Annotated in this window: 14 protein-coding genes and 1 riboswitch; of the genes, 5 read left to right on the top strand and 9 right to left on the bottom strand. The window is 70.4% G+C overall.

Going from position 1 to position 16,131, the window contains the following annotated elements; all coding sequences use genetic code 11:
* Positions 1-16: 16 nt before the first annotated feature.
* The 5 genes from OG254_RS22430 to thrC all read right to left on the bottom strand — a co-directional run bounded on the left by OG254_RS22430 (position 17) and on the right by thrC (position 5,616).
* The gene (locus OG254_RS22430) at positions 17-1,144 is read right to left on the bottom strand and encodes an NADH:flavin oxidoreductase (protein WP_405584550.1); all 1,128 of its coding nucleotides are present in this window, start codon (positions 1,142-1,144) and stop codon (positions 17-19) included.
* A gap of 265 nt (positions 1,145-1,409) precedes the next feature.
* Complete coding sequence (gene groL, locus OG254_RS22435) at positions 1,410-3,032, bottom strand: chaperonin GroEL (protein WP_405584553.1); 1,623 nt, start codon at positions 3,030-3,032, stop codon at positions 1,410-1,412.
* A gap of 298 nt (positions 3,033-3,330) precedes the next feature.
* The gene (locus tag OG254_RS22440) at positions 3,331-3,537 is read right to left on the bottom strand and encodes a cold-shock protein (RefSeq protein WP_007493268.1); all 207 of its coding nucleotides are present in this window, start codon (positions 3,535-3,537) and stop codon (positions 3,331-3,333) included.
* A gap of 450 nt (positions 3,538-3,987) precedes the next feature.
* On the bottom strand, positions 3,988-4,263 hold the full coding sequence (locus OG254_RS22445) for a MoaD/ThiS family protein (protein WP_148000006.1): 276 nt from the start codon (positions 4,261-4,263) through the stop codon (positions 3,988-3,990).
* A 66-nt stretch (positions 4,264-4,329) separates the two neighbouring features.
* On the bottom strand, positions 4,330-5,616 hold the full coding sequence (thrC, locus tag OG254_RS22450) for a threonine synthase (protein ID WP_405584556.1): 1,287 nt from the start codon (positions 5,614-5,616) through the stop codon (positions 4,330-4,332).
* Positions 5,617-5,634: 18 nt separating this feature from the next.
* A riboswitch (SAM riboswitch) is annotated at positions 5,635-5,804 on the bottom strand.
* A gap of 150 nt (positions 5,805-5,954) precedes the next feature.
* Here thrC and OG254_RS22455 point away from each other — a divergent pair.
* Both OG254_RS22455 and OG254_RS22460 read left to right on the top strand, forming a co-directional pair.
* The gene (locus tag OG254_RS22455) at positions 5,955-6,899 is read left to right on the top strand and encodes a glucosyl-3-phosphoglycerate synthase (RefSeq protein WP_405584559.1); all 945 of its coding nucleotides are present in this window, start codon (positions 5,955-5,957) and stop codon (positions 6,897-6,899) included.
* 95 nt (positions 6,900-6,994) lie between these two features.
* Positions 6,995-8,452 (top strand): trehalose-6-phosphate synthase, encoded by a 1,458-nt coding sequence (locus OG254_RS22460; protein ID WP_405584562.1) that lies wholly within the window; start codon positions 6,995-6,997, stop codon positions 8,450-8,452.
* A 730-nt stretch (positions 8,453-9,182) separates the two neighbouring features.
* On the opposite strand, the gene otsB is transcribed toward OG254_RS22460, so the two are convergent.
* From otsB to OG254_RS22475, 3 genes are read right to left on the bottom strand one after another with little or no spacing between them, the layout of a single operon-like run.
* Entirely contained in the window at positions 9,183-10,070 is an 888-nt protein-coding gene (otsB, locus tag OG254_RS22465; protein ID WP_405584565.1) for a trehalose-phosphatase, read from the bottom strand.
* Positions 10,071-10,120: 50 nt separating this feature from the next.
* Entirely contained in the window at positions 10,121-10,366 is a 246-nt protein-coding gene (locus OG254_RS22470) for a DUF3263 domain-containing protein (protein WP_351200642.1), read from the bottom strand.
* A 45-nt stretch (positions 10,367-10,411) separates the two neighbouring features.
* The gene (locus OG254_RS22475) at positions 10,412-11,716 is read right to left on the bottom strand and encodes an ABC transporter substrate-binding protein (protein ID WP_405584569.1); all 1,305 of its coding nucleotides are present in this window, start codon (positions 11,714-11,716) and stop codon (positions 10,412-10,414) included.
* Between the two features lie 110 nt (positions 11,717-11,826).
* Here OG254_RS22475 and OG254_RS22480 point away from each other — a divergent pair, with 110 nt between their 5' ends.
* The 3 genes from OG254_RS22480 (at position 11,827) to OG254_RS22490 (ending at position 15,080) form a co-directional block, all read left to right on the top strand.
* Entirely contained in the window at positions 11,827-12,771 is a 945-nt protein-coding gene (locus OG254_RS22480) for an ROK family protein (protein WP_405584572.1), read from the top strand.
* A 128-nt stretch (positions 12,772-12,899) separates the two neighbouring features.
* Positions 12,900-14,006: an N-acetylglucosamine-6-phosphate deacetylase gene (nagA, locus tag OG254_RS22485; protein WP_405595125.1), complete on the top strand. Its 1,107-nt coding sequence runs from the start codon at positions 12,900-12,902 to the stop codon at positions 14,004-14,006.
* 144 nt (positions 14,007-14,150) lie between these two features.
* Complete coding sequence (locus OG254_RS22490; protein ID WP_405584575.1) at positions 14,151-15,080, top strand: 1-phosphofructokinase family hexose kinase; 930 nt, start codon at positions 14,151-14,153, stop codon at positions 15,078-15,080.
* Positions 15,081-15,086: 6 nt separating this feature from the next.
* Here the strand turns inward: OG254_RS22490 and OG254_RS22495 are convergent, their stop codons facing one another.
* Positions 15,087-16,025, bottom strand: coding sequence for a CBM35 domain-containing protein (locus tag OG254_RS22495; RefSeq protein WP_405584578.1), 939 nt, complete (start codon positions 16,023-16,025; stop codon positions 15,087-15,089).
* Between the last annotated feature and the right edge of the window lie 106 nt (positions 16,026-16,131).

The following is a 16,131-nucleotide window of genomic DNA, read 5'->3' on the forward strand; positions in this document are numbered from 1 at the left end:
AGCCGCGAGTCGGGGCTCAGCTCAGGGTCTTCAGCGACGCCGCGTCGTACGGCGCCAGGTCACCGAAGCGGCCGTCCAGCACCTTCGCCGCCCACTCGGGGTCCTGGAGCAGCGCGCGGCCGACGGCGACGAAGTCGAACTCCTCGGCCTCCAGGCGGTCCAGGAGGTCGTCGATGCCCTTGAGCTCCGAGCCCTGGCCCGCGAACGCGCCGAGGAACTCGCCGTCCAGGCCGACCGAGCCGACGCTGATGGTGGGCCTGCCGGTCAGCTTCTTCGTCCAGCCCGCGAGGTTGAGGTCGGAGCCGTCGAACTCCGGGATCCAGTAGCGGCGGGTGGAGGCGTGGAAGGCGTCGACGCCGGCCGCGGCGAGCGGGGCGAGGATGGCCTCCAGCTCCTCAGGGGTCTCGGCGAGGCGCGCGTCGTAGGCCTCCTGCTTCCACTGCGAGTAGCGGAAGATGACGGGGAAGTCCGGGGAGACCCGCTCGCGTACGGCGGCCACGATCTCCGCGCCGAACTTGGTACGGGCGACCGGGTCACCGCCGTAGGCGTCCGAGCGGCGGTTGGTGCCCGACCACAGGAACTGGTCGACGAGGTAGCCGTGGGCGCCGTGGATCTCCACACCGTCGAAGCCGATGCGCTCGGCGTCCGCGGCGGCCTCGGCGAAGGCGCCGATCACGTCGTCCAGGTCCTGTCGGGTCATGGCCTTGCCGGTGGCCTCGTCGGCGCCGATGCGCAGACCCGAGGGACCGACGGCAGGGGCCTCGGCGAACGGCGGCTGCCCCTGCTGACGCACCATGCCGATGTGCCACAGCTGCGGCACGATCGTCCCGCCCGCGGCGTGCACCGCGTCCGCGACCCTCGCCCACCCGGCCAGCTGCTCCTCCCCGTGGAACCGCGGCACCCGGTCGCTCTGCCCGGCGGACTCGTGCCCGACGTACGTCCCCTCGGTGACGATCAGTCCCACTCCGGCGGCGGCCCGCCGCGAGTAGTACGACTCCACGTCGGCACCGGGCACACCGCCCGGCGAGAACATCCGGGTCATCGGCGCCATCACGATGCGGTTCGGGACGGTGAGGCCGTTGATCACGGTCGGCCGGGACAGGATCTGGGCCGCACGGGCGGCGGCGGGCTGGGTGACGGTCACGTAGGAGCTCCTGGGGAGGGGGTTTTGTCTATACCGGCTGGTATGTGCACACGCATTGTTGCACCACATTAAGCAACGATGCGTGTGAGGCTGCGCATTCCCAAGGAGGGGGATGGGTTTCGCGAGCGAGTACGGGTGCGTGGGGGCTGGTCGCGCACCACCCGCACCCGCCAAAACACCGAGGGCGGCACCCCCTGTCGCAACAGGAGGTGCCGCCCTCGGCAAAAGGACGTTGATCAACCGGAGGCCAGGCCCCCGACGTCGATCAGAAGTCCATGTCACCGCCCGGCATACCGCCACCGGCAGGCGCGGCGGCCTTCTCCGGCTTGTCGGCGATGACGGCCTCGGTGGTCAGGAACAGCGCAGCGATCGACGCGGCGTTCTGCAGCGCGGAACGCGTCACCTTCGCCGGGTCGATGATGCCCTCGGCGATCATGTCGACGTACTCGCCGGTCGCGGCGTTCAGACCGTGGCCGACCTGAAGGTTGCGCACCTTCTCGACGACGACGCCACCCTCCAGACCACCGTTGACGGCGATCTGCTTGAGCGGGGCCTCCAGGGCGAGCTTCACGGCGTTGGCGCCGGTCGCCTCGTCACCCTCCAGGTCCAGCTTCTCGAAGACACCGGAAGCCTGCAGCAGGGCCACGCCGCCACCGGCGACGATGCCCTCCTCGACGGCCGCCTTGGCGTTGCGCACGGCGTCCTCGATGCGGTGCTTGCGCTCCTTGAGCTCGACCTCGGTCGCGGCACCGGCCTTGATGACGGCCACGCCGCCCGCGAGCTTCGCCAGGCGCTCCTGGAGCTTCTCGCGGTCGTAGTCCGAGTCGCTGTTCTCGATCTCGGCGCGGATCTGGTTGACCCGGCCCTGAACCTGCTCGGAGGAGCCGGCACCGTCGACGATGGTGGTCTCGTCCTTGGTGATGACGACCTTGCGGGCCTTGCCAAGGAGGTCCAGGGAGGTGTTCTCGAGCTTGAGACCGACCTCCTCGGAGATGACCTCGCCACCGGTGAGGATGGCGATGTCGTTCAGCATCGCCTTGCGGCGGTCACCGAAGCCCGGGGCCTTGACGGCGACGGACTTGAAGGTGCCGCGGATCTTGTTGACGACCAGGGTCGACAGGGCCTCGCCCTCGACGTCCTCGGCGATGATCAGCAGCGGCTTGCCCGACTGCATGACCTTCTCCAGGAGCGGGAGCAGGTCCTTGACGGAGCCGATCTTGGAGTTGGCGATGAGGATGTACGGGTCGTCGAGCGACGCCTCCATCCGCTCCATGTCGGTGGCGAAGTACGCCGAGATGTAGCCCTTGTCGAAGCGCATACCCTCGGTGAGCTCCAGCTCCAGACCGAAGGTCTGGGACTCCTCGACGGTGATGACGCCTTCCTTGCCGACCTTGTCCATGGCCTCGGCGATGAGCTCGCCGATCTGGGTGTCGGCGGCGGAGATGGAGGCCGTGGAGGCGATCTGCTCCTTGGTCTCGACATCCTTGGCCTGCTCAAGGAGAGCGGCGGAGACGGCCTCGACGGCCTTCTCGATACCGCGCTTGAGGGCCATCGGGTTGGCGCCGGCGGCTACGTTGCGCAGGCCCTCCTTGACCAGGGCCTGGGCGAGAACGGTCGCGGTGGTCGTACCGTCACCGGCGACGTCGTCCGTCTTCTTGGCGACTTCCTTGACCAGCTCGGCGCCGATCTTCTCGTACGGGTCCTCGAGCTCGATCTCCTTGGCGATGGAGACACCATCGTTGGTGATCGTGGGGGCGCCCCACTTCTTCTCGAGGACGACGTTGCGGCCCTTGGGGCCGAGCGTCACCTTCACGGCGTCCGCGAGCTGGTTCATGCCGCGCTCGAGGCCGCGCCGCGCCTCCTCGTCGAACGCGATGATCTTGGCCATGTGAAGTGGTCCCTCCAGGACTGGGGGTGATTCCTTCGGACCGCGCCCGCGCCCGCGACGGACGGCTCGCCGGCCTCGTGGTTCCTTGCCCCACCCGGCCTGCGGGCCTCACCGACCCGGTCCTTCTTTGTCACTCTCACCTTCAGAGTGCTAACGCAATGATTAGCACTCGACCCATGCGAGTGCAAGCGGCTCTCGGGGATCGAGCCCTGGAGTCGGGGGCATGGCGAAGGGCTCGCACCCCGGGAGGTGCGAGCCCTTCGAAGAAGAACGTCGCTGCTGTTAGTCGACGCGTGCTTCAGCCGGTGGCCAGACGGACCATGTCCGCCTGCGGCCCCTTCTGGCCCTGCGAGATCTCGAAATCGACCCGCTGGCCTTCCTCCAGGGTGCGGTACCCGTCCATCTGGATCGCGCTGTAGTGGACGAAAACATCCGCACCACCGTCGACCGCGATGAAGCCGTACCCCTTCTCCGCGTTGAACCACTTGACGGTGCCCTGAGCCATGCCTAACTCCCCTATTACTGGCCCTTGCACAGATCCACACTTCGCGGATCCGGGTCAGACCTCACCCCCCATCGGTCGGGGGCGTGCGCCGGAACGCGTCGACCGCGGCTGAATGTATCTGCCCAACTGCCGTCTGCAACAGGTCAATCGGACGAGAATTCCGGGCACGACCGGTCGGGAATGTGGGGACAATTCCGTTGACTTCAGGTCAAGTCGGACCCGGCATACGGAACGAAAGCCGCAAAAAACCCGCACACTTTGGCTACTTCTTGTCGGGCGTACGGCAAAAATCAAGGGCAACCGACTCGGAGATCGGCGGCACGTTCCCCAACTGTACCTCGCTCAACCACACAGAATTGCCCCCTCCGCTTCTCTCACGGAGGGGGCAATTCGGTGAACTCTCAGTAACCTGGGTTACCGATGGTAATGATCGGTCATTCGGTCAGCAGGTCAGCCGCCGGCGACGGCCGGAATGATGGAGACGCCGGCACCGTCGGGAGTGGCCGTCTCCAGCCCCTGCTCGAAACGCACGTCGTCGTCATTGACGTAGACATTGACGAAGCGGCGCAGCTTGCCCTGGTCGTCGAGAACCCGGGCGGCGATCCCGGTGTGGTTCTTCTCCAGGTCGGCGATGACCTCGCCGAGGTTGGCACCCTCGGCGGCGACCTCGGCCTGGCCACCCGTGTAGGTGCGCAGGATGGTGGGGATGCGGACGTTGACGCTCATACGGTGTGACCTCCGGTCAGTGTGCAGGTTCGGGTGAGGCGGCGTCCCGAGGGGCGCGGGGCTCCATCAGACGAGACCCGCCGCGCGGAACGAGTCGAGGTTGGGACGAATCGTCGCAGTCAGCCCCGTACCGGCCACCGCATCCAACGTCTTCAGCCCGTCGCCGGTGTTGAGCACGACAGTCGTGAGGCTCGGGTCCAGCACACCGTCCTCGATCAGCTTCTTCGCCACACCCACGGTCACCCCGCCGGCGGTCTCCGCGAAGATGCCCTCGGTCCGGGCGAGGATCTTGATCGCGTCGACGACCTGCTCGTCCGTCACGTCCTCCACAAACCCGCCCGTGCGGCGCGCGATGTCGAGGACGTACGGCCCGTCGGCCGGGTTCCCGATCGCCAGCGACTTGGCGATGGTGTTCGGCTTCTGCGGACGGACCACGTCGTGGCCGGCCTTGAACGCGGTCGACACCGGCGAGCAGCCCTCGGCCTGCGCGCCGAAGATCTTGTACGGCTTGTCCTCGACGAGCCCGAGCTTGATCAGCTCCTGCAGACCCTTGTCGATCTTCGTCAGCTGCGAGCCGGACGCGATCGGGACGACCAGCTGGTCCGGGAGCTGCCAGCCGAGCTGCTCGCAGATCTCGTACGCCAGGGTCTTGGAGCCCTCCGCGTAGTACGGCCGCAGGTTGACGTTGACGAAGCCCCAGCCCTCGCCGGCCGGGTCGCCGATCAGCTCGGAGCAGAAACGGTTCACGTCGTCGTAGTTGCCCTCGATGCCGACGAGCTCGCCGCCGTAGATCGCGGCCATGACGACCTTGCCCTGCTCCAGGTCGTGCGGGATGAACACGCAGGAGCGGAAGCCGGCGCGGGCCGCGGCGGCGCCCACCGCACCGGCGAGATTGCCGGTGGAGGAGCAGGACAGGGTGGTGAAGTTGAACGCGCGGGCGGCCTCGATGGCCTGGGCGACGACACGGTCCTTGAAGGAGTGCGTCGGGTTGCCGGAGTCGTCCTTGACGAACAGCTTGCCGGCCTCGACGCCGAGCTCACGGGCGAGGTTGTCGGCCTTGACGAGCTTGGTCCAGCCGGGGTTGATGTTCGGCTTGGTCGCCACGTCCGCGGGGACGGGCAGCAGGGGCGCGTAACGCCAGATGTTCGCGGGGCCCGCTTCGATCTGCTTGCGGAGCTCCTCGGCGTCGTAGCCCGAGAAGTCGTAGGCGATCTCCAGCGGGCCGAAACACTCCTCGCACGCGAAGACCGGTCCGAGGGGTACCCGGTGACCGCACTCGCGGCAGGACAGCGCCGCGGCGGGACCCAGGTCTACGGTGGAGTCGGTGGTGCTTGCAACAGTCTGCACAGCCATGTGAGGCGAGGCCCTTTCTCCTCATCTTCCTCACGACGCATCTCGCCGTGAGACGGATTTGGCACCTTCCCTAGCCGGGAGCCTCGCGGAGACGATCAACGGTGACGATCGACGCTGATCTACGAGAACCGACTGGAGGGTTGCCGGGGCTTCATCGGGCCGTATCCCTCTGCCCCTCTGGATGAGCGGTATTCGGTTGTTGACGACGGTCGACCTCGGACATGCGATGGTCACCCGCGTTGTTCAAGACTGTAACCGAACGCCAGGACAGTTGAGATAGCCGTCCGAACCGCGAGATGGATCACAAATCGCGTCCCGACAGTGAGGAGCCGCCGATCGTGCTGGAAGAAGTCGAGCGCTGGCTGCGCAGTCGCTCCTGGTCCGTCTCCGACCGCCCACTGCACCACATCCTGGCCGCCAAGCAGCGTACGGGCCAGTCGGTGTCCGTCGTGCTGCCCGCGCTCAACGAGGAGGAGACGGTCGGCGACATCGTCGCGATCATCGCCCATGACCTCGTGCATCAGGTGCCGCTGGTCGACGAGATCGTCGTCGTCGACTCGGGATCCACCGACCGCACCGCCGAGGTGGCCGCCGCGGCGGGCGCCCGGGTCGTGCACCGCGACGACGTCCTGCCCCGTGTCCCGGCTGTGCCCGGCAAGGGTGAGGTCCTGTGGCGCTCACTGCTCGTGACGAGCGGGGACATCGTGTGCTTCATCGACGCCGACCTGAAGGACTTCTCCTCCGACTTCGTCTCCGGCATCGTGGGCCCGCTGCTCACCGACCCGGGCGTGGACCTGGTCAAGGCGATGTACGACCGTCCGCTCGGCGGCGCCGCCGGGCAGGGCGGCCGGGTCACCGAGCTGATGGCACGCCCGCTGCTGAACATGCACTGGCCGCAGCTGGCGGGATTCGTCCAGCCGCTCGGCGGCGAGTACGCGGCGCGCAGGTCGCTGCTGGAGCAACTCCCGTTCCCCGTCGGATACGGCGTCGAGCTGGGCATGCTGGTCGACTCGCTGCATCTGGTGGGCCTGGACGCGCTCGCCCAGGTGGACGTGGGGGTGCGCAAGCACCGGCACCAGGACGGGCAGGCGCTCGGCCGGATGTCCGCCGCGATCTACCGCACGGCGCAGCTGCGGCTGGCCCGCGGGCATATGGTCCGCCCCTCCCTGACCCAGTTCGAGCGGGGCGAGGACGGTTTCGAGCCGCGTACGTACTCCGTGGACACCGAGGAACGGCCGCCGATGGTGGAGATCGCCGAGTACGCGACGCGGAAGGTCGCGTAAACGCCGGAAACCGGCCGTATACAGGGCGTACGGAAGCCCCCCACAGAGCGGAACCGTACGTTTGAGCGTTTCCGGGCCGGGCTAGGTTGAGGCTTATGGCTTCCACGCAGGATGCGCCGGGTGCGCCGGATGTGCAGGGTGTGCAGGGTGCTGCCAAAGTGCTGGTCGCGTCGAATCGCGGCCCGGTCTCGTACGAGGTGCGGGGCGACGGCTCGCTGCACTCCAAGCGGGGCGGCGGCGGAGTCGTCTCCGGGCTGTCGGCGATCGGGCCGGACGCGGACGCGCTGTGGGTGTGCTCGGCGCTGTCCGACGGCGACCGTGAGGCGGTGCGGCGCGGGGTCGGCGAGGACGGCGTGCTGATGCTGGACATCCCGGCGGACGTGCACGCGGACGCGTACAACGGCATCGCGAACTCGGTCCTCTGGTTCGTCCACCACATGCTCTACCAGACGCCGCTGGAGCCGGTCTTCGACGCGGAGTTCCGGCGGCAGTGGGCGTCGTACGAGACGTACAACCGGGCCTTCGCGCAGGCGCTGGCCGCGCAGGCGGCGCCGGGGGCGGCGGTGCTGGTGCAGGACTATCACCTGACGCTGGTGCCGGGCATGCTGCGCGACATGCGCCCGGATCTCCGTATCGGCCACTTCTCCCACACCCCCTGGGCGCCGCCGGAGTACTTCCGGATGCTGCCGGACGACATCGCCGGGCAGGTGCTGCGCGGGATGCTCGGCGCGGACCGGCTGGGGTTCCTGACCCGGCGGTGGGCGGACGCGTTCGAGGCGTGCTGCACGCAGTTCGCGGGAGGGCTCGGGGACACGCGCATCGGCGTGCACGGTCTGGGCGCGGACGCGGACTTTCTGCGGGCGCGGGCGCATCAGGCCGACGTGACGGAGCGGATGGCGACGCTGAAGGGCGAGATCGGCACCGCCCCGGACGGCACGCCCCGCAGGACGATCGTGCGGGTCGACCGGACCGAGCTGTCCAAGAACATCGTGCGCGGCCTGCTGGCGTACCGGCAGCTGCTCGACGACCACCCCGAGTGGCGCGAGCGCGTGGTACACGTGGCGTTCGCGTACCCCTCGCGGCAGGACCTGGCGGTGTACCGGGACTACACGGCCGAGGTGCAGCGGCTGGCGGACGAGATCAACTCCGCTTACGGGACCGCGACTTGGACCCCGATCGTGCTCCACGTCAAGGACGACTTCGCCCGCTCGCTGGCCGCGTACCGGCTGGCCGACGTGGCGCTGGTCAACCCCATCCGCGACGGCATGAACCTTGTCGCGAAGGAGATGCCGGTGGTGTCCGACGAGGGATGCGCCCTCGTCCTGTCCCGCGAGGCCGGAGCCTTCGACGAACTCGGCGAGGACGCGATCCCCGTCAACCCGTACGACGTGATGAGCACGGCACGGGCCCTGCACGAGGCGCTGTCCGTACGGCCGGAGGAGCGAGCGGAACGCTCAAAACGACTGGCGGCCGCCGCGACCGCGCTACCACCAGCCCAGTGGTTCCTGGACCAGCTCCACGCGCTGACGGAGAAGCCGGGAGGGGCGGCCTGACCGTCGGTCGCACGGATCAACCTGACCCGACCAACGCCCGACCATCGCCCGAGCGGCGCACGCCCTGGCGGCAGACGCCGGGAACAGCCCGCCTGACCGGCGGACGCCCGGATCAACCCGACCGACCGTCGGTCGCCCGGACCAAGCCGACCGGCCAGCGCCCTGGTGGCGCACGCCCGAGCGGCGACGCCGGAAGCGGCCCACCTGACCGGCCGGACCGCCCCGAGCGGGCGGACGCCGGCAGCAGCCCACCGGACCGGCGGCCGCCCGGATCAACCCGACCGACCGTCCGTCGCCCGGACCAAGCCGACCGGCCAGCGCCCTGGTGGCGCACGCCCGAGCGGCGACGCCGGAAGCGGCCCACCTGACCGGCCGGACCGGCCCGAGCAGGCGGACGCCGGCAGCAGCCAGCCTGACCCTCGGCCGCCCGGATCAACCCGACCCGACCAACGCCCGAGCGGCGCCCGCCCTAGCGGCAGGGGCCGGGAGCAGCCCGCCTGACCGGTCGGTCCGGCCCGAGCGGGCAGACGCCGGAACCAGCCCGCCTGACCCGCGGCCGCCCGGATCAACCCGACCGACCGGCCGTCCGCCCGGACGAAACGCCCGGCCAACGCCCCGGTGGCGCACGCTCGAGCGGCGAACACCGGAACCAGCCCGCCCGACCCGCCGGACCAACCCGAGCGACGGGCGCCGGTGGCAGACCGCCCTTACTGGACGGCGGGCGCCCGGTTCAGCTCGCCCGGTCGGCGAGTGCTCCTAGCAGTCGTACGACTCCCTGTGGGCCGGTCACCACGATGTCCGCCCGCTCCGACAACTCGGTGACCTCCTCGCTGCCGCTGCACACCAGGAGGCCGGGGGTGCCGTCGGAGCGGAGTTTGTCCACGGCCGCGTAGGCGGGGAGGTCGCCGAGGTCGTCGCCGGCGTAGAGGACGGATTCGGCGCCCAGTTCCCGGACGTACTCGGTCAGCGCCACGCCCTTGTCCATGCCGGGTGGGCGCAGTTCCAGGACCAGGCGGCCGGGTTCGACGATCAGGCCGTTGCGGGTGGCGAGGTCGGCGAGGGGGATGCGCAGGGCCTCGAAGGTGCCCTGCGGGTCGGCCGCGCGGCGCGTGTGCACGGCGATGGCGTGTCCCTTGTCCTCGGTCCAGGTGCCGGTCCCGGCGCCGTTCGTGTCGAGGACGCCGGGGAGTTCGGCACGGACGGCGGCGACGCCGGGGTGGGGGTCGGGCGCGGTGACCTCCCCGCTGACGGCGTCCCAGCGCTCGGCGCCGTAGTGGCCGAGCACGACGAGGTGCTCCAGTCCGGGCACCCCGGCAAAGCCGCCGTAGCGCACGGCGACGGCGGCCGGGCGGCCGGTGATCACCGCGACGGCGGCGACCTTCGGGGCGAGCGCCGCGAGCACCGGCAGGGCGTCGGGGTGAGCCCGCGCCTTCTCCGGGTCCGGCACGATCGGCGCGAGCGTCCCGTCGAAGTCGAGCGCGATCAGCGCACGCGCGGGCCGCGCGAGGAGGGCGGCGAGCCCGTCCCGGCCGGGCCGGGTGACGGGCGTCGGCAGCGGGGCCGTCGTGGGGTCGGTCGAGTCGGGGTCGGTCAGATCCTTGTCCTTGTCACTGGCCATACGCCGACCCTATCCAGCGAGGCCGCCACGCACCCCTCGCTCACCTCACCTCACCTCTCCGCCCGCCGCGTCTGCCGTATCCGCCGCAGCCGGTTCACCGTCACCGGGTCGTGGGCCAGGGCCCTCGGGTCGTCCAGCAGGGCGTTCAGCAGCTGGTAGTAGCGGACCGGGGCCAGACCCAGTTCCTCGCGTATCGCGCGCTCCTTGGCGCCGGGGCCCGCGAAGCCCCGGCGCTCCAGAGCGAGGATGGCCCGCTCACGGTCGGCGAGGGCGGGGTCGGGCTGGTCCTGGGTCATGTCCCGCACCGTAACCCCCGCCACCGACAACCGGACGGCCGACGGCTACTCGGCGCTCTCCGCCCGCGTCGCCGTCGACTGGAGCTGCCCCAGGATCGCCGCCGGGCTGCCGCTGGAGGAGACAGTCGCGCCGATACGCTTCTTGACGTCCGCGCTGACCGCGGCCCAGGACGTCCGCCCGACCGGGTAGAGCTCGGAGAGCGGCAGCTGCTCCAGGAAGGGCTTGAGGTCGGCGTCCTGCTCGGCCGCCGTCATCACCGTGGACGCGGAATTCGTGACGGGCAGGAGGTCGTACTCGCGGGAGAAGTCCAGGACGTTCTGCTTGTCGTAGACGAAGTCGAGGAACTCGCCCACCTGGTCGGCGTGGCCGTTCTCCTTGAAGGCCATCATCCAGTCCGCCACGCCCATGGAGACCTTGCTCGGCCCCTCCCGGCCGGGCATCGGCACCATGCCGAACTTCACGCCCTTCTTCTCGGCCATCTGCATCAGCGACGGGTGGCCGTTGAGCATGCCGACGTCACCGGCCGCGAAGGCGGAGAACGCGTCGGCCCGGTTGAGCTCGCCGGGTACGACCGGACCGGTGAGGTCCTTGCCGACCAGGTTGTCCTTGAGCCAGTCGAAGGTGGCGATGTTCTCCGCGGAGTCGATGCTGTAGGTGCCGAGGTCGCTGTCGGTGTAGCCGCCCCCGCCGCTGAGCAGCCACTGCATCGTCTCGGCCTGCGCCTCCTCGGAACCGAGGGGCAGCGCGTACGGCGTCTTCACGCCGTCCGCCTTGAGCGCCTCGGCGTCGGCGGCCAGCTCCTTCCAGGTGGTCGGCGCGGAGATGCCGGCCTTCTCGAAGAGCGTCTTGTTGTAGAAGAGCAGCCGCGTGGAGGAGGCGAACGGGATGCCGTACTGCACATCCTTCACCCGGCCCGCGTCCGCGAACTGGGCGACGATGTCGGCCTGGACGGGGATGGAGAGCAGGTCGTCGGCCTGGTAGAGCAGCCCCTTGGCGGCGTAGTCGGCGTACGCGCCGATCTGTGCCATGTCCGGCGCGTTCCCGGCGTCGACCATCTCCTTGACCTTGGCGTCGACGTCGTTCCAGGAGTACACGGTGACGTCGACCGTCACGCCGGGGTGCTCGGCCTCGTACGCCGTGACGAGCTTGTCCCAGTACTTCTGGGAGCCGTTCGACTCGCTGTCCCCGTAGTCCGCCGCGACCAGCCGCAGCGTCACGTCGCCCGAGTCGCCGGCCAGCCCGCAGCCGCCGAGGGCCGCCGTCAGGCCCAGTGCGGACACCGCCGCGATCGCTCCCGTACGCCTACGACTCCGACTACGCCGCTGCACGCAAACCCCCGCCACACCCATGTTCGAATTCTCGTTCTGAATTTTCGAAACGTCATACATATTGCCCCCTAAGGTCTACACCACGTAAGTGGACTAGACCTCTCGCGGGTGCGCAAGCCACACTGTTCCCCGTGAGACATGTCATCGCCCTCGATGTGGGCGGCACCGGGATGAAGGCCGCCCTGGCCGGGCCGAGCGGCGAGCTGCTCCACCAGGCACGCCGCCCGACCGGGCGCGAGCGCGGACCGGACGCGGTCGTCGAGGGCATCCTCGACTTCGCCGCCGAGCTGCGCGCGCACGGCGAACGGCTCTTCGGCGAGCCCGCGGCCGCCGCCGGCGTCGCCGTCCCCGGCATCGTCGACGAGGAGCGGGGCATCGCCGCCTACGCGGCCAACCTGGGCTGGCGGGACGTACCCCTGCGGCAGCTGCTCGCACAGCGGCTCGGCGGCGTCCCCGTCGCCCTCGGCCACGACGTGCGCACCGGCGGTCTCGCCGAGGGCCGGATCGGCGCGGGCAAGGGCGCCGACCGCTTCTTCTTCGTGCCCCTCGGCACCGGGATCGCCGGCGCCATCGGCATCGACGGCCGGGTGGAGGCGGGTGCGCACGGCTTCGCGGGCGAGATCGGCCACATCGTCGTACGGCCGGGCGGTACCCCCTGCCCGTGCGGGCAGCGCGGCTGCCTGGAGCGATTCGCGTCGGCGGCGGCGGTGAGCGAGGCGTGGGCCGCCGCCTGCGGGGACCCGGAGGCGGACGCCGCGGACTGCGCCAAGGCCGTCGCGTCCGGCGACCCGAACGCCGTACGGATCTGGCAGCAGGCCGTGGACGCCCTCGCCGACGGCCTGGTCACCGCCCTCACCCTGCTGGACCCCCGCACCCTGATCATCGGTGGCGGCCTGGCGGAGGCGGGGGAAACCTTGTTCACACCGCTGCGGGAAGCCGTCCGGCAGCGGGTCACTTTCCAGAAGCTGCCGTCCATCGTCCCCGCGGCACTGGGGGACACGGCCGGTTGCCTAGGCGCCGGCCTCCTGGCATGGGATCTCCTCGACCACACCGACCCTACGGAGGTAACTCCCTGATGGCAGCCGACCTGGGGGCGCGGGACAGCGCCGAATTGCGGCTCCGCCGCGGGGCGCGACCAGCCCCCCACAACCCGCACCCCACAACCGGCGATGCGCCCCTGATCCTCTCCGGCGCCAACGTGGTCATGCCGACGGGAACCCTCAAAGAGGGCCAGGTGATCGTCGACGGCACGCGCATCGCCGGCACGGCACCGGAGAACGCTCACCGCATCGACCTAACCGGCCACTGGCTCCTGCCGGGCTTCGTGGACATCCACAACCACGGCGGCGGCGGAGCCTCCTTCACCTCGGGCACGGTCGACGACGTACTCAAGGGCATCCACACCCACCACCTGCACGGCACGACCACCCTCGTCGCCTCCACCGTCACCGGCGACATGGACTTCCTCACCCGGCGCGCGGGCCTGCTGTCCGAGCTGGCCGAGCAGGGCGACATCGCGGGCATCCACTTCGAGGGACCGTTCATCTCCCCGTGCCGCAAGGGCGCGCACTCCGAGGAGCTGCTGCGCGACCCGGACCCGGCGGACGTGCGCAAGCTGATCGACGCCGCGCGCGGCCACGCGACGATGGTCACCCTCGCGACCGAGCTGCCGGGCGGCATCGAGTCCGTACGCCTCCTCGCCGAGCACGGCGTCATCGCGGCGATCGGGCACACGGACGCGACGTACGAGCAGACGGTGGAGGCGATCGAGGCGGGCGCCACGGTCGCCACGCACCTCTTCAACGCGATGCCGCCGCTCGGCCACCGCGAGCCGGGCCCGATCGCGGCCCTGCTGGAGGACGAGCGGGTGACGGTCGAGCTGATCAACGACGGCACGCACCTGCACCCGGCGTCCCTGCAACTGGCGTTCCATCACGCGGGCGCGGACCGGGTCGCGTTCATCACGGACGCGATGGACGCGGCCGGTTTCGGCGACGGCCGCTACATGCTCGGCCCGCTGGAGGTCGAGGTCGCCGACGGTGTGGCCCGCCTGGTCGAGGGCGGCTCGATCGCGGGCTCCACGCTCACCCTGGACCGCGCCTTCAAGCGCGCGGTGACCATCGACCGGCTGCCGGTCGAGGACGCGGTGGCGGCCCTGTCCGCCAACCCCGCCAAGCTGCTCGGCCGCTACGACCGCATCGGCTCACTGGAGCCCGGCAAGGACGCCGACCTGGTGGTACTGGACTCCCACTTCGACGTGAAGGGCGTCATGCGCCGGGGAGAATGGGTGGTCGATCCCCAACTGGGGTGATGTGTCCGCCTGTTGGGGGCGGCAGTTGTCCTGCGAGACTGGGACGACTGCCGTCCGTTTGGCATGATCGGCATCCGCCGGAGGGAACAACCGGCAGACGGACGGCACACGCATGCTGAACTCTTCGGGGGAGGTCGAGTACAGGTGATCCTCACGGTCACGCTGAACACCGCTCTCGACATCACCTATCGCGTACGATCCCTGCGCCCCCACGCCTCCCACCGCGTCACCGAGGTGACCGAACGCCCCGGCGGCAAGGGCCTGAACGTGGCCCGGGTGCTGGCGGCCCTCGGCCACGAGGTGACGGTCACGGGCTTCGCGGGCGGCGCGACGGGCCGGGTGGTCCAGGAGTTGCTCACCGCCACGCCGGGCGTGGTGGACGCGCTGGTCCCGGTGACGGGAGCGACCCGGCGCACGATCGCCGTGGTGGACGCGCACACCGGCGACACGACCCAGCTGAACGAGCCCGGCCCGACGGTCACGCCGACCGAGTGGTCCGCCTTCCAGGAGGCGTACGAGGACCTGCTCACGTCGGCATCCGCGGTGGCCCTGTGCGGCAGCCTCCCGCCGGGAGTGCCGGTGGGCGCATACGCCGGCCTGGTCCGAGCCGCGAAGGCAGCCGACGTCCCCGTCCTCCTGGACACCAGCGGCGAGGCACTGCGCCGGGGCGTCGCCGCCCGCCCGGACATCATCAAGCCGAACGCCGACGAACTGGCCGAACTGACCGGCTCCCACGAGCCGCTGCGCGCGACGCAGGACGCGCGCAGACGCGGCGCCCGCGCGGTGGTGGCCTCCCTCGGCGAGGCGGGCCTGCTCGCCGCGACCCCCGAGGGCCGCTGGCGAGCCGCCCCGCCTGCCCGCCTCCGGGGCAACCCGACCGGCGCGGGCGACGCGGCGGTCGCGGGCCTGCTGTCGGGGTTGGTGGAGAAGCTCCCCTGGCCGGACCGCCTGACCCGCGCGGCAGCGCTGAGCGCGGCGAGCGTGGTGGCGCCGGTGGCGGGGGAGTTCGACCGGGGCGCCTACGAGGAGCTGCTGGCCCGGGTCGCGGTAACCGGGGAGGTCACCGCCGCCTGACGGCTCCTACTTGACCCAACCCTTGACCAGCCACATCTGGTCGATGAGCGCGTCGCACTGGTTGCCCTGCTCGCAGGACACCTTGATCGTGTTCGTGCCCTTGTTGAGCTGGATGTAGTTGTAGGTCTTCGTCCAGCTCTTCTCGTAGTCGCCCTCGGCGGCGCCCGTCCAGTTCTTCAGGTCGACCGGCGAATCGGAAGGCGTGCCGTTGACCGTGAGTGTGGCGTTCTGGTCCTTGCCCGGGACGCTGTAGCCGACGTACACGGTGTACTTACCGCTCTTCGGGATCCCGTCCACGCTCCAGGTGATCGAGGAGCCGACCGCGTTGAAGCCGGTGACATAGACGCCGCCGTCCGCCTGGGCGCCCTTGATCTCGGACGCGGTGGTGGCGCCCCCGGCGAGGGCGAGAGTCTTGGCGTCCCTCGTCGGCAGGTCGTCCTCGGCCGCCGCGGGGTTGCTGTTGGACGGGCTCGGCGCGCTGCTCTGCTGGGACTGCGTCGGCGTCGATCCCGCCTCGTCCTTCTTGTCCTTGTCGTCGTTGCCGCCGAGGATCGCGACGCTGATGCCGATGACGACCGCCGCGACGACCGCGATCGCGCCGATCAGCAGGCCCTTGGTGTTCGGGCCCCCGCCGCGGCCGGCGCCGCCGCTGTAGGACGTCTGGGTCGTGGGGGCGCCGCCGGGGTGCGTCTCCGGTGCCGCGTAGTGCGCGTTCGGCTGGCCGTAGGTGCCCTGCTGTTGCGGTACCTGGCCGTACGCGGCCGTCGGTGCCTGCTGGCCGTACTGGCGCTCTCCGACCGCTCGCACACGGTTCACCGAGCCCGGGTAGCCGTAGCCCCCGCCACCGGACGGCGGCTGTGCCCCGTTGGCCTGGCCGTCGGCGTAGAGGTAGCCGAACGGGTCGTCGTCCTCAGGCGTACTGGCGCCGTTGTTGCCGGACGTCATCCCTTGGTACTCCTCACCAGGTGCGGGCGTTGCGGTAGGTCAGTCAGAATGGCGAGCCTACCCGCTCCTGCTGGCCCAAACGGGTGACTCAGACCGCATCAGCTCG

It is taken from the genome of Streptomyces sp. NBC_01092, assembly GCF_045039535.1.
Lineage (GTDB): Bacteria > Actinomycetota > Actinomycetes > Streptomycetales > Streptomycetaceae > Streptomyces.

Coding starts and splice junctions, on each gene's coding strand:
- OG254_RS22460 (WP_405584562.1), top strand. CDS start 6,995: ATGGCTTCCACGCAGGATGCGCCGGGTGCGCCGGATGTGCAGGGTGTG.
- OG254_RS22475 (WP_405584569.1), bottom strand. CDS start 11,716: ATGGGTGTGGCGGGGGTTTGCGTGCAGCGGCGTAGTCGGAGTCGTAGG.
- thrC (WP_405584556.1), bottom strand. CDS start 5,616: ATGGCTGTGCAGACTGTTGCAAGCACCACCGACTCCACCGTAGACCTG.
- OG254_RS22445 (WP_148000006.1), bottom strand. CDS start 4,263: ATGAGCGTCAACGTCCGCATCCCCACCATCCTGCGCACCTACACGGGT.
- nagA (WP_405595125.1), top strand. CDS start 12,900: ATGCCGACGGGAACCCTCAAAGAGGGCCAGGTGATCGTCGACGGCACG.
- groL (WP_405584553.1), bottom strand. CDS start 3,032: ATGGCCAAGATCATCGCGTTCGACGAGGAGGCGCGGCGCGGCCTCGAG.
- OG254_RS22440 (WP_007493268.1), bottom strand. CDS start 3,537: ATGGCTCAGGGCACCGTCAAGTGGTTCAACGCGGAGAAGGGGTACGGC.
- OG254_RS22495 (WP_405584578.1), bottom strand. CDS start 16,025: ATGACGTCCGGCAACAACGGCGCCAGTACGCCTGAGGACGACGACCCG.
- OG254_RS22470 (WP_351200642.1), bottom strand. CDS start 10,366: ATGACCCAGGACCAGCCCGACCCCGCCCTCGCCGACCGTGAGCGGGCC.
- otsB (WP_405584565.1), bottom strand. CDS start 10,070: ATGGCCAGTGACAAGGACAAGGATCTGACCGACCCCGACTCGACCGAC.